This window comes from Exiguobacterium sp. JMULE1 (assembly GCF_013337175.1).
Taxonomy (GTDB): domain Bacteria; phylum Bacillota; class Bacilli; order Exiguobacteriales; family Exiguobacteriaceae; genus Exiguobacterium_A; species Exiguobacterium_A indicum.
The window spans coordinates 587,049-600,732 of the sequence record NZ_SGWC01000002.1 but is presented as its reverse complement, the minus strand read 5'-3'; the positions used below and the strand labels follow the sequence as shown (position 1 = coordinate 600,732).

The 13,684-nt window shown below is 47.9% G+C and carries 13 protein-coding genes; 4 read left to right on the top strand and 9 right to left on the bottom strand.

Annotation, left to right across the window (positions count from 1 at the left end):
- Positions 1-11: 11 nt before the first annotated feature.
- From EXW93_RS03245 to mutY, 4 genes are all read right to left on the bottom strand, one after another.
- Positions 12-1,745, bottom strand: coding sequence for an ABC transporter ATP-binding protein (locus EXW93_RS03245; RefSeq protein WP_055966722.1), 1,734 nt, complete (start codon positions 1,743-1,745; stop codon positions 12-14).
- 90 nt (positions 1,746-1,835) lie between these two features.
- The gene (gene ntdP / locus EXW93_RS03240) at positions 1,836-2,378 is read right to left on the bottom strand and encodes a nucleoside tri-diphosphate phosphatase (RefSeq protein ID WP_023467311.1); all 543 of its coding nucleotides are present in this window, start codon (positions 2,376-2,378) and stop codon (positions 1,836-1,838) included.
- A gap of 116 nt (positions 2,379-2,494) precedes the next feature.
- A complete protein-coding gene (locus tag EXW93_RS03235; protein WP_023467310.1) occupies positions 2,495-2,920 on the bottom strand; it encodes an SRPBCC family protein in 426 nt (141 codons plus the stop codon).
- A complete protein-coding gene (mutY, locus tag EXW93_RS03230) occupies positions 2,920-3,936 on the bottom strand; it encodes an A/G-specific adenine glycosylase (protein WP_023467309.1) in 1,017 nt (338 codons plus the stop codon). The genes EXW93_RS03235 and mutY overlap by 1 nt, the downstream gene beginning before the upstream one ends.
- A gap of 103 nt (positions 3,937-4,039) precedes the next feature.
- Between mutY and EXW93_RS03225 the strand changes: the two genes are divergently transcribed.
- Positions 4,040-5,023 carry a metal-dependent hydrolase gene (locus EXW93_RS03225; RefSeq protein ID WP_058265791.1) on the top strand — a complete coding sequence of 328 codons (984 nt, stop codon included), beginning with the start codon at positions 4,040-4,042 and terminating at the stop codon, positions 5,021-5,023.
- A 47-nt stretch (positions 5,024-5,070) separates the two neighbouring features.
- On the opposite strand, the gene EXW93_RS03220 is transcribed toward EXW93_RS03225, so the two are convergent.
- The 5 genes from EXW93_RS03220 to EXW93_RS03200 form a co-directional block, all read right to left on the bottom strand.
- On the bottom strand, positions 5,071-5,343 hold the full coding sequence (locus EXW93_RS03220; protein WP_023467307.1) for a YfhJ family protein: 273 nt from the start codon (positions 5,341-5,343) through the stop codon (positions 5,071-5,073).
- Positions 5,340-5,660, bottom strand: coding sequence for a DUF1811 family protein (locus EXW93_RS03215; protein WP_023467306.1), 321 nt, complete (start codon positions 5,658-5,660; stop codon positions 5,340-5,342). Before EXW93_RS03215 ends, EXW93_RS03220 begins: the two co-directional genes overlap by 4 nt.
- A gap of 60 nt (positions 5,661-5,720) precedes the next feature.
- Complete coding sequence (locus EXW93_RS03210) at positions 5,721-7,781, bottom strand: ABC transporter ATP-binding protein (RefSeq protein WP_174316031.1); 2,061 nt, start codon at positions 7,779-7,781, stop codon at positions 5,721-5,723.
- A gap of 14 nt (positions 7,782-7,795) precedes the next feature.
- Complete coding sequence (locus EXW93_RS03205; RefSeq protein ID WP_174316030.1) at positions 7,796-9,523, bottom strand: ABC transporter ATP-binding protein; 1,728 nt, start codon at positions 9,521-9,523, stop codon at positions 7,796-7,798.
- Between the two features lie 321 nt (positions 9,524-9,844).
- On the bottom strand, positions 9,845-10,660 hold the full coding sequence (locus tag EXW93_RS03200; RefSeq protein WP_058265788.1) for a RecX family transcriptional regulator: 816 nt from the start codon (positions 10,658-10,660) through the stop codon (positions 9,845-9,847).
- A 133-nt stretch (positions 10,661-10,793) separates the two neighbouring features.
- Here EXW93_RS03200 and EXW93_RS03195 point away from each other — a divergent pair, with 133 nt between their 5' ends.
- From EXW93_RS03195 to EXW93_RS03185, 3 genes are all read left to right on the top strand, one after another.
- On the top strand, positions 10,794-11,702 hold the full coding sequence (locus tag EXW93_RS03195) for a TIGR01777 family oxidoreductase (RefSeq protein WP_023467302.1): 909 nt from the start codon (positions 10,794-10,796) through the stop codon (positions 11,700-11,702).
- Between the two features lie 18 nt (positions 11,703-11,720).
- The gene (locus tag EXW93_RS03190; protein ID WP_023467301.1) at positions 11,721-12,860 is read left to right on the top strand and encodes an amidohydrolase; all 1,140 of its coding nucleotides are present in this window, start codon (positions 11,721-11,723) and stop codon (positions 12,858-12,860) included.
- A 230-nt stretch (positions 12,861-13,090) separates the two neighbouring features.
- Complete coding sequence (locus EXW93_RS03185; protein ID WP_174316029.1) at positions 13,091-13,651, top strand: GNAT family N-acetyltransferase; 561 nt, start codon at positions 13,091-13,093, stop codon at positions 13,649-13,651.
- The last annotated feature ends 33 nt before the right edge of the window (positions 13,652-13,684 follow it).

Here is a 13,684-nt window from a genome sequence, read left to right as displayed (position 1 = left end):
CTGCTTTTGTGTTATTCGACGAGTTCCAGATTTTGAATGGCATACAGTTCGAAATAAGCGCCTCGTTTTTGCATGAGGACTTCGTGTGTTCCGATTTCCGTAATTTGACCATTTTCGATGACGACGATCTTATCGGCATCGGTAATCGTTGATAAACGGTGCGCGACAGTAAACGTCGTCCGTCCTTTCGCGAGACGCGCTAACGAATCTTGAATCATCGCTTCGCTCTCTAAATCGAGCGCACTCGTCGCCTCATCCAAAATCAGAATCGGCGGGTTCTTCAAGAAGACCCGAGCGATGGCTAGACGTTGCTTTTGACCACCCGATAACTTGACGCCTCGTTCACCGACCGGCGTATGATAGCCGTTCGGTAACCGTTCGATGAATTCGTGGGCATTCGCTGCTTTTGCCGCTGCGACGACTTCCTCATCCGTCGCCTCCGGATTCCCCATCTTAATGTTCATCTGAACCGACTCACTGAAGAGAATCGACTCCTGCATGACCATCCCGATCTGATCGCGAAGACCACGCAACTTCAAGTCACGAATATCAACGCCGTCAAGCGTGATCCGACCGGCAGACACATCATAGAAGCGTGGAATTAAACTGACGAGCGTCGATTTCCCACCACCTGACATCCCGACGAAAGCAATCCGTTCACCTGCCTGAACGTCAAGCGTTAAGCGATCAATCGCTAGCTCGCCGCCTTCTTCGTAAGCGAAACTGATGTTTTCGAACTGAACGTTTCCGCGGACATCTTTTGGATCGCGTGCATTCGGTTTTTCCGTGATGTCATACGGCTCATCTAAAAACTCGAACATCCGGTCCATCGAAGCGATCGACTGTGTCAACGTCGTTGAGGAGTTAACGAGACGACCGAGCGGCGCATACAGACGGTCGATATAACCAATGAACGCAACCATCGTCCCGAGTGTCACTTGTCCGTTCAAGACGAAGAACGCCGCTGTCCCGAAAATAAGGATTGGTGCGAAGTCCGTAATCGTCGAGACGACGACGTACGTCCGCGCATTCCAGTTCGTTTGACGCAGCGCCGCTTTTAAGAACCCATCATTTTGATGTTTGAACGCTTTGTTCTCGTGCGGTTCGAGTGCAAAACTACGAATGACTGCCATGCCGTTGACCCGTTCCGTCAAATGACCTTGTAGTTCCGCAAGTGCTGCCGAACGTTCCCGTGTCAATCCGCGTAAGCGACCGTAAAAGAACTTAACGGCGAGGGCGTAGAATGGTAACGGAATAATGGCGACGAGCGTCAACTTCGGATCAATCGTCCACATGATCGCGATCGCAATGAAAATCGTAATCATATCAAGCCATAGGTTCATTAATCCCGTGACGACGAAGTCTTTCGTCTGCTCGACATCATTGATGATTCGCGAGATGACTTCTCCGGTTTTCGTATTCGAATAAAAACGAAGCGATAATTTCTGAACATGATCAAACAATCGATTACGAACGTCAAATAAAATCTTAGACGCGGACCATTGCGCGAGGTACTGACGGACGTATTCGAGCGGCGGCTTGACGATCAAGAAGATGAAGACACCCGCTCCAATCAAATACGCCAATTGTTTACTTTTTTCTGCCATCGGCATCGTGTTTCCAGTTAGGATATTGTCGATGATGTACTTATACAACAACGGAAGTCCAAGTGGGATCGAGAACTTGATGATCCCGACGAAAACCGTCAGGAGAATCTGTTTTTGATACGGCTTGACGAACGCCATATAGCGGCGGATCGAACCTTGTTTCTTACGTTTTGCTTGTGTTGCCACGTGTTTCACTTCCTTCAATTAAAAAAAGACGATGGCGAACCATCATCTCCGATATCTTGTTTCATATTCACGATACCACATATCCACGAAAGCCGGGTTAAATGGACCCTTGCGACTGCGGATCCATTGAATCAGGATTTGGACATTGTCTTTCAAAATACGATCGATCGCCTTCGGATAGTTCATCTCGCGGCGATGCTTCTCATACTCGTCCTCATCGAGGATCATGTAGGACATGTCCGGATACACTTTGATATCTAAATCGTAATCAATGTACTTGACTGCTCGATCTTTCTCATCGAACGTAGAAGGTGATCCAAGATTGCAGTAATAGTAAATGCCATCCTCCCGAATCATACAAATGACATTGAACCAGAGTTCTGTTGAAAAGTAACAGATTGCAGGCTCTCGTGTTCGCCACTGACGACCATCCGATTCACTGACCATGATGCGGTCATTGAACCCAATCAATTCTTCTTCCGTCGATTTCAGCACGAGCGTTTCTTCCCAAACTCTGTGTAAGCTCCCGTTATGTTTGAAACTTTGAATCTCAATCTTGCTACTTTCTTTTGGGAATCGACTCATGTGCTACTCCTTTCTAAAGCGTTTTTCTTCCATTCTGTTATACTCTCGTGCTTATTATACCCATTTTCAGAACGCATGAAAAACGAAAGGGTATTTTTTCAGAAAAATGACGGAATTCAGGCTTGAAAGTGATTCAAAATCGCATTTTTTCGTTGTTTGAACATCGGTTTCAAGATGAATGCTTCAATGACGAAGGCTGGCAAGAAGGATGCGTACGTCACTTCATCCACGAAATAGACGCCAGATTCACGTTCTTCGACTCGGTGCACGTGGCACCATGCCCGGAATGGATACGGCACTTTTGTACCGACATCGACGAAGACATATTCTTCTACGAAAGGAATCCAAGACGTCCACGAGACAAATAGTGGAGGAACACCAACGCGCAGACGAATCGTATTTCCTGCTCGCGTCCGCGTATCACCCGACGTCTTCACTTGCGGAAATACTGTCAATCGACTTAAGGCCTTGGCGTCACTTAAAAAATCCCACGCTTGCTCCTTTGATGTATCGACACGTGTCTCAAAACGAAAAGTATGCATTAGATTTCCCCCTTTAATAGTCGATCAATCTTCATTTGCGCGACAGATACCGGATGCGTCGCATACGTTTCCTGATCAACTAGTACCGTCTGGTCCGGCTGTTCCGTCACGCGATAGACGGCAATTTCCCAAATCCGGTGTGAGAAGATATGTCGAACGTGCCCGACAAGCGTCCCATTACGATCTTCTTCTGCTTCTCGAAGTGGGTATTGCCACATCCCTGCGAGCAAACCTGTTTCTGCTCGTTGTTCAATTGCGATTTTTCCGTTCGTTTCATAGACGAGAGCATCATACGGAATAATTTGCGTCTTCCCTTTCTTCGTCTTCACAGGTAGTTCTTCCTGTGCATTTCGATCATATGCAAAACAAACGTCTTGAACAGGACAGAGTCCACACATCGGAGACTTCGGTGTACAGACCATCGCACCGAGTTCCATCAAACCTTGATTGAAGCTGGACGGGTCAGCCGGATCAATCAATTGATGTACCGCCGCCTCAAACAATTTCCGTGTCTTCGGTGCAGCAATGTCTTCATAAATCCCAAGTACACGCGAGAGGACGCGCATCACATTTCCGTCTACAGCTGGTTCTGCTTGCCCATAAGCAATCGATAGAACCGCTCCTGTCGTATACGGACCGACGCCCTTCAGCTGACTGAACAATTCCTTTTCGTCCGGAACGATTCCATCATATTTTTCAACAACTTCCTGAACCGCGATTTGAAGATTCTTGACACGGGAATAGTACCCTAAGCCCTCCCAGTGCTTCAGAACTTCACTTTGATCCGCTTCTGCCAAATCATGCGGTGTCGGAAAACGTTTCGTAAAGCGCTCGTAATACGGAATGACTGTATCGACGCGTGTTTGTTGAAGCATGATCTCACTAATCCAGATATGATATGGGTTTTTGGTTCTTCGCCACGGGAGATCCCGCTGTTCACGAAGGAACCAGGCAATCAGTTCTGTGGTAAATTGTGTTTTATTAAAGTTTGTGAAATATTCTTGAACGACAGTCAAAAGGTTACCTCTTTTCTCTTGGATACGATATATTTATTAAAAATTACTCGGCAGAACCTCGATGGATTCACCATCACGATTTTATAGAAGGAGCGAATTCGCATTGGATACTGGTACGCATATCGGCATGGGACTTTGTCTCGCCGCCATCTCGACGCTACACCCTGACGTCGCAGCGAGCACGACGATGTTTGCTGCCGTGACGACGACGGCGCTCGTCGGTTCACACGCACCGGACTTCGATACTGTCTTTAAGTTTAAAGGAAACAGCGCCTACTTGCGTCAACACCGCGGAAAATCGCACGGGTTGATTGCTTTGCTCGCCTGGCCGTTATTACTTTCAATCGTCATCGGCACGTTATTCGGTGTACCTCCGACTTCATTATGGCTGATGGCGCAGATCGCTGTCGCTCTTCATGTCTTCGTCGATCTGTTTAACGCTTACGGAACACAAGCCTTACACCCGTTCAAACAATCCTGGATCGGTTGGGGTGTCATCAATACATTTGATCCATATCTGTTCACAATGTATTATGCCGCGTTCGGGATTTGGCTACTAACGAGAGCGACGATCGTCATCTTCCCGATTTTAATCGCCATCGTCATTATCTACTACGCTGTTCAATTCAAGTTACGAAACGATGCCCTCGCGACCGCAGCCCGCTATTATCGCGGCGCGCATAAACTGTTCATCTCCCCTGGCATGAAATGGGATGAGTGGCATGTCGCGGCACGTTTACGCGATGAGTATTCCGTCGTTAAGATTAACAGTGGAACCGTCGTCGAATGCGGAAACTTCCGGATCAAGGACGAACCACACGGTGACGCCTTGTACGAAATCGTCAAACAAAACGCGGACTTGCAAGCGTTTCTTGAGTTTTCGAAGATTCATACGTATACGGTCTCACGAAAGGATGGCATTGTCGAATACCGCTTCACCAACCTGCGTTACTTCACGAAGGAAGTATATCCATTCGTTGCCGTCGTCAGAATCGACGCTGCCACACAAGAAATCGTCAGCTCCTATACCGGCTGGGTGTTCAGCGAACGGACCTTGCAGAAAAAACTGTTCATCCCTGCATTATAAAGACAAAGCTCCGCGCAACGGAAATCCCGATGTGCGGAGCTTTTTTTTCATTCGACGTTTCGACCTGTCATCAAATGTTTGAATTTTTCGTTCGTCGTATTAAATCGGTGTAACATTGCCCCGTGCTGTTTGATCTGTTGCTCGACGAAATGAACCGCGACGGCTTCACCTTGATATTTCTCACCTGCGCGCGCGAGTGTCGCTTCGAAATCTTCCCACAGCACTTCGACCCACGTCAGTGCTTCTTCCGGGGTTAATACTTCATTCACTTGCAATAATTCTTCAGCCAGTTGCTGAAGGGCTTGTTCTCGATTCGTCATGTCTGTTCTCCCTCTCCTGTGAATAACGCGAGCGGAATCGCGACTTCCTGAGCGGTTCCTTCAAAATGTCCCCAGCCCATGACGCCATTGACGAAGTGTAACTCAAATCGTGCCTCTTCTCCTTCGATTCGGTAAAAGGCTCCCCGTTCGAATCGTGCCGGATCGATCAAATAACTTTTCGCAATGGCGATTTTTCGCGTCACGACTTCCACTTCACTGACGTTCCCGTGTTGCTCCGCTTTTCGTTTTTGTTCACTTAATTTCGTGATCAACATCTCAAGCTCGTATTTCGATAATTGACTCATCCGTGTCTCCATTACAAAAACTCCCCCTCTTCGTTTTTCAGTATAAACGAAAAGGAGGAGAAACTGGATGGATTAGCTTGATTTCAATTCAAGATTCCGTTTACTTTGTAACGCATACATTTTCGCATAAATCCCGGACGTTGCAAGGAGCACATCATGGGATCCTCGCTCGACGATCCGACCATGATCGAGAACAAGAATCTCATCCGCATCCTTGATCGTCGACAAGCGGTGGGCGATGATGAACGTCGTCCGCCCTTTCGTTAACGTCAGCAAAGCATCCTGAATGACCGCTTCCGTTTCCGAGTCAACGCTCGCTGTCGCTTCGTCAAGAACTAGGATCGCAGGGTCGAACGCTAGCGCACGGGCAAAACTGATCAACTGCCGTTCCCCCGCTGATAACGTGGCACCTTTTTCGATGACTGGTTCATCGAGCCCGTTCGGTAAACGATCAATGAACCGATCCGCACCGACAGCTTCAATCGCTTGTCGTACTCGTTCTTCGGAAATATCAGGATTGCCGAGTGTGATGTTCGAGCGAATCGTTCCTGTGAAGAGGAACGGATCCTGTAGGACGATCCCCATATGCTCACGGACCGCTTGTTTCGGTAAAGTCGTCACGTCCTGTCCGTCAATCAACAACTGTCCTTTTGACGGATCATAGAAACGCATCAGCAAGTTCATGATCGAACTTTTCCCACTGCCCGTGTGTCCGACGAGGGCAATCGTCGCGCCAGGACGAGCATCAATTTGAATCTCACGTAATACGGGATTTCCCGCTTCATAACTAAATTCGACGTCCTTGAAGGACACCGCTCCTTTAAACCGAGCAACACGACCTTGTTCGACCGGCTCTCCCTTTTCGTCGAGCAACTGGAACATTCGGTCCGCTGACACGAGTGCTTGTTGTAGCGGGGACAGCTGATTCATAATTTGGGTGACGGGTTCGAATAAACGGGACACGTAATCGATATACGCATATAAGATCCCGAGCGATAAAAACGAGCCGTTCGTCAGACTTTTTCCACCGACGACCCAAATCAACAAGGCGAGCGTCAAGTTTTTCAAAAAGTAGGATAAGTTGTGGGACATCAGGGCATCAAGTCGTAACAACTTTGCCCGTGTCTGATAGTTCTCTTCGTTCTTTTGTTCGAATTCAGCAAGGACTTCCTTCTCACGTGCATAAGCCTGAATGATCGGCATCGTCTGGATGTTCTCATTCAGTTGACCATTCATGTCGGCAACGAGGGAGCGGACCTTGAAGTTGTTTTTCGTCGCGAGTTTCTGGAACAGCTGAATCCAGAAATAGACGATCGGAATGATGATCAGCGAGACTAGTCCTAATCGATAATCGAGGAAGAACATCGCAACGAGAATCCCCGCCATCGTGATGATCCCCGAGAAGACCCGGGCGAGAACACCGAGATATAGATCGCGAATCGTTTCCGTATCATTCGTGACGCGACTGACAATTTTCCCGATCGGTGTCTGGTCGAAATAACGAACCGGTAACCGTTGCAGATGCGTAAAGACATCAAGACGCATCCGTTTAATGATTTTATGAGCAGATCGCTGGAGCAAGATTTGCTGAATCCAGTTCAAACCAGCTGCTACTAGCAGCAAAAGGACGTAGATCAAGGACAACCAGCCGATTGCTTTTAAGTCTTTTGAATAAAAATCATAGACCTGTCCTTGTGTCAGTTTTTGAATATTATCATACGTGTAGACGTCGTCTCCACGCGTGACCGTCATCGTATTTCCACTGATTTTCCGCTCTCCTCCACTGACGACTTGTTTCGGTACGAAAAAGTAGCCGTTGGTCGTTTGAACGATCGAGACGGACTGAACGATCTGACTTTTCGAGACGTCTTGTGCTTTGGCGAACTGACGACCGTCATATGTGACCGCTCCGTCCGCTTTAACTTCGACCCAGTCCTTCTCAATTGCCACGATATGTTCATCAATGATGACTTTGGCAATATACGGACCTGTCAATTCCGCTCCGACTGCCAGTACGAGTAGAAACAACCCTAAGAAAATCGCTTGTTTCTCATGCATCGCATAGCGGATCAACGAACGGATCGTCGTCTTCCGACGTGCCGGATCGAGTTGGTATAATTCTAATTCATTCATGCAGAGGCACCTCCTTACATTTCTTCACTTTGTCGCTCGAATTGTTGAGCGTACCAGCCATTTTGTGCCATCAGGCTGTCATGTGTTCCTCGTTCAGAAATCATTCCGTCTTGCAAGACGATGATTTCGTCCGCATGTGCTACTGCCGATAAACGATGGGCAACAATCAATGTCGTGGATTGGTGGCGATTCGATCGAATCGAATCAATGATATGTGATTCCGTTTTCGCGTCTACCGCTGATAGTGAATCATCAAGCAACAGCAACTCTGGTTTTTTTAACATCGCCCGCGCGATCGAGAGACGTTGCTTTTGTCCTCCCGACAACGTGACGCCACGTTCACCAACCATCGTCTCAAGTCCTTGTTCCAGCGTTTCGATATCTTTTTCAAACGATGCGAGACGAATCGCTTCCTGCAATTCTTCTTCTGTCGCTTTACCTGCACCGAATAGAATATTGTCCCGAACGGATTTTGAGAATAATAAATGTTCTTGTGAGACGTAACCGGTCCATCCGCGAACCGTCTCTAGCGCAACATCTTCATACGGTACGCCGTTGACCGTCAGCATATCCCGTCCGATTGGATACTCACGTAAGAATTGACGCAAGAACGTCGTTTTCCCGGATCCCGTTGGTCCGACGATACCGATCGTTGTTCCTTGTTTGATCGTCATATTCAAATCTCGCAAGACCGGATGGGCTGTCTCTGGATACGTGAACGTCAAATCGTTCATCTCGATCCGCTTGGGATGTTCGACGTGTTCCCGCGGTGTCGAAGCAATCAACGGTTTGACTCGCATCGTTGCTTCTAAGCGGTCAAGACTCGCTGTTCCGCGCTGGATGACATTGATCAATTCACCAAAGGCGTACATCGGCCAGATCAGCATCCCGAGATAGATGTTAAAGGCGACCAATTGTCCGAGCGTGATGTCGTTCGTAAAGACGAGATATGTCCCGAACGATAAGCCGATCAAGTAACTGAAGCCGACGAGCAGCTTGATGATCGGTTCAAATAAGACATCGATTTTTGCGACGTGCATGTTTTTCTCAAAGACATCCGTCGTGACATCGTCGAACCGTTTAACATCGACCGGTTCTTGTACGAACGAGCGGATGACACGCAGTCCGGAAATCGACTCGACGACCTGGTCATTCATCGTTCCGAACGAATCCTGGGCAGTGATGAAGCGTCCGTGAATTTGACTTCCGAGCTTATTCATCGCGTAGGCGAGAAGTGGCATCGGTAACAAGGCAGCGAGCGTCAGCTTCCAATCGATCGCCACCCCCATGACGACGAGCGTGATTGCCGTCATGTTCAACGAGTCGACGAGCGTCAAGACACCAAATCCAGCTGTCCGCTCGACCGCCTTCAAGTCGTTCGTCGCGAGCGCCATCAAGTCTCCCGTCCGATTCTTTTGGTAGAACGTCGGCGTCAGTTTCAATAAGTGCGTAAAAAAGCGACTCCGAAGTGTCCGTTCTAATAAAAATGCCGTTCCGAATAATTTCGCTAACCACAGATACGTCAAGATGAAGGAAACGATGGAAATGACTGTTAATCCGATGACGTATTGCAAGAGCGTCGCCTGGTCCATCGATCCCGACCGCAATCCGTCGATGACCTTACCGATCAGCCATGGCGGCGTTAAATCGATGAAGCCGGTGATGATCAATAAGACGACTGCTACGAGATACGATGATTTGTGTTCTTTTAGAAACCAACTCAATTGCCGAAATAAACGCATGAGGGTCCCCCCTTTACTGTGAAATGAAGTACTTTTTCCGAGCACGCAAAAAGGCATACGGATTTCCGGATGCAGTCCGAGAATCAGTATGCCTTGAAATGGGCATGATGCATTCTTGTTCGTCTGCGCGCTCGGGAGACGAATCCCCTTGCTCGCACATGAAATGAATTACTTATACGTGCTCAAGAGTCTCCGTCGTATTCAGCTGTTGGATATGAGTGAAACCAATTGGCTTTTTCATAGGACGGTTCCTCCTTTTCTTAGTCTGTGCGTAGAATAGCACAATTGTCGGATAATTGTCAATTTTTCGTCTTGCTTTTATTATTCCGCCTCTTCTTCTTTGACTTGTTCGAGGACTTGAGCCGCTAGACCGTATGGAAATCCTTTTCGGACGAGCGCTTGTTTCACTTTCTGTTCGCGTTCGAACGGTTCAAGTTGCCGGTATTTCGGATAATACTTGCGTGCTTGATAAAGGGCCGCTTGTTCTTCTTCGTCCCCTTCTTCAGCTCGAAACACCTCTTCGATGCCCGCCTTGATCAAGTCGGACGAGAATCCGCGTTGCATGAGCGTCATCTGTAACTTTTGTGTCAGTTCCCGCACGGAACGCCGTTGCAGCTCTTTTTGCTTTTGCCGCAAAAACTTCAGGACTTTTTCGTATTCCTCTTCATCCGTAAACGTCACGATCGCTTCATCGATCGCCGTCTTCGGTATCTTCAATGCCTCAAGGTCGCGTCGAATCCGTCCCGGTCCTTGAGGTGTCGTCGCTTTTTTCGTTGCCGTATAAGCAAGTGCGAACTGTTGATCATCCAGATAGCGCTGCTCCGTCAATCGCTCGATTGCATGTTTGATCGCATGCTCCGGTGTCTCTTTCTCTGTTAAATAGGCGACGACTTCACTCGTCGCCCGCATGCGGTACGATAAATGATTCAACGAGAGACGATACGCTTTTTGCTGTTCTTCAGCCGTCAACACTTCCTTGACGAAATCGTCATCGAGTTCCTTATCGCGTTGTAGATTGTATTTAATTAAGATATCGACGTCTACGGCAAAGGCATATTCCTCTTTGCCATCACGCTCGACATAGATGTTGAATCGTTCGCTGTTCTTTTTCTGCGTCGAGATCCGTTTGATCTTCATGTCGTTCCCTCCCCTAACCTGATTCGGTAGTTCTACGATATCATGAACAGGCAGGTCTATGTTTGAGTGAAACCATGGAACGGGAACAAATGGAAAGAAGCTACTTTTACTTATTTCAGGGAGGATGGATTACATGAACATTGCGATTACCGGTGGAACCGGTATGATTGGTCAAGCCTTGACGAAGCGTTTACTCGAGCAAGGACATCATATCTTTATCTTAACGCGTCATCCGAAAGCAAATGACGCGCATGTCACATATATCAAGTGGATGACAGAAGACGCAAAACCGGAACAGCACTTAGAGGGCGTTGATGCATTTATTCATCTGGCTGGTGCTTCGATCAACGACGGACGTTGGACAGATGAACGCAAACGCGTCATTCTCGACAGTCGCGTCAGCACGACGAAGGAGCTCGTTCGAATCGTTGAAGCACTCGATCAAAAGCCAAATGTCGTATTGTCTGCTTCTGCGGTTGGCATTTACGGACAAGATCGGCATCAAACCTTCTCTGAAGATCACCCCCTTCCACCGACCGCTGACTTCTTAAGTCATGTCTGTGTCGCGTGGGAAGATCTTGCCCGTCCGATTGCCGACGCTGGCATTCGACTCGTCCATCCACGAATCGGTGTCGTCCTAACGAAAGCCGGTGGCGCTTACCCATTAATGCGCCTGCCCTATGTCTTGTTTGGTGGTGGGACGATGGGCGACGGAAAACAGTGGGTCTCCTGGGTCCACATCGATGATTTAGTCGATTTATTCGTATTCGCACTTGAGACCCCGACAGTCGAAGGACCGCTGAACATCACTGCTCCTCATCCGGAGACGATGCGGCGTTTCGGTCAGACGATCGGAAAAGTCTTACATCGCCCACACTGGCTCCCGGCGCCACGCTTCGCGTTAGAACTCGCACTCGGTGAAAAGAGTACGATTGTACTAGAAGGAGCTCGTGTCGTTCCGAAAAAAGCGCTCGAAAACGGATACAAGTTTCGGTATGCTGAACTAAAGGATGCATTGCGAGCAATCGAGCATTCAAACTAGTACAGGGGTGGACGATACTTGGATATCTTAATTCGAAACGCACATATCTATCCGATTACTTCGGACAGTTTTTACGGGGACATCCGCATTCGTGATGGGAAAATCATTGAAATCGGTGAATTACTGGATCACTTAGAAAACGATCAAGTCATTGAAGCAGAAGGTCACTTTTTATTACCCGGTTTCATCGATGCCCATACACATCTCGGATTATATGACGAAGGTACCGGAACCGTCGGAAATGATGCGAATGAGACGATTTTTGCGATGACTCCTCATCTGCGTGCCATTGATGGAGTGTACCCACTTGATGAAGGATTTAAGGAAGCCGTCGAGCACGGGATTACGACCGTTCAAGTCATGCCCGGTAGCATGAACATCATCGGTGGTGTCACGAGTGTCATCAAGACGCATGGACGGTTCATTGATGATATGATTCTTCGAAAGTACGCGGGTCTGAAGGTGGCGCTCGGTGAAAACCCAAAGCGTGTCCATAGTGCTGGTCGCGCCGGTGAACTGACACGGATGGGCATCATGGGGATGTTGCGCGAAGCCTTTCTTGAAGTTCGGACACAACGAGTTTCCGAAACGTTCGCCCATCAGATGATCAAACGGGTCCTTGATCATAAAATGCCGCTTCGTGTACATGCGCACCGAGCAGATGATATCCTTTCCGCCATTCGTTTTGCGGAAGAGTTCGATCTCGATTTACGTATCGAACATTGTACGGAAGGTCATCTCGTCGCAAAAGAGATGGAACAATTACCGATTGAAAAAGTGACGGTCGGACCAACCTTCACGCGAAAGTCTAAAATCGAACTGAAGAATAAGACATGGGAAACGTATCGAATTCTTCATGAGCATGGTCTTGAAATCTCCATTACGACCGATCATCCGTACACCCCTGTCCAGTACTTGAATCTCTGTGCCGGTCTAGCTGCACGAGAAGGTCTACCGGTCGATGTCGCCTTGCGCGCGATCACGATTCATCCAGCCCGCTCGCTCGGTGTGGACGATCGCGTCGGATCGATCGAGGTCGGAAAAGACGCGGATCTCGTCCTATGGAGTCACTTCCCACTCGACTATTTAGCGAAGCCGCTCATGACGATGATTGACGGAAAAATCATTTTTGAACACGCTCAACTGAACTTGACTTAACCCCACCCCCGCCAGGTGTTTTTTGCACCTTTCGGGGGTTTTAGACGCTTACGGAAAACATCTTGTTTTTGTATCTTTTTTCACAAAAATTATTTTCTTGCAATTTTAAAAAAAGAAGGTAATATTATCTTATCCGACAACTGAAGAAGGCATACCATGCGCGGTTCAAACGAGTCAGACAGGTAGCTTTCGACAATCATTCTTGCGGTCCTAAAAGGAGGAATGGAAGTATGCTCAAGCAACGGGAGCTGAGCGACTGCGCTGATTTGTTCGAACTGATGCAGCATCAAGACGTATATCCGTACGTCCGCCAAAAAACACGGTACTTTGATGAATTTCTGTTTACTACAAAGCAGGCAATCGAAGAGGAAGAACGTGGTGAAATCGTATCACGTACCATCCTAGATGAATTCGATCAACCGATTGGTACGATTAGTTTACTCGATATCGAAGGACAATATGGGTTTCTCGGTACATGGTTAGGTAAACCGTATCATGGTAAAGGATACAATCATTTAGCGAAAGAAGCCTTCTTCTCTGAGCTGTTCTTCGAGCTTGGATATGAGAGTGTCTTCATGAAAATTCGCAAAAGCAATATTCGGTCACAAAAAGCATCTGAAAAATTGCCGTATGCGTTCTGTGCGGATGAGTTGCGCCCTGCGCTTCTTGAGCAATTGAATGCCGGTGAGACACAGTTCACGCTATATGAAGTCTCAAAATCTAGTTTCCACATGTACATTCATGGTCGGGAACTCGAAACACTATACGATCACCAACAACTCGAAGCATGAGAGCCTTGTCTCTCATGCTTTTTTGTGTCCACG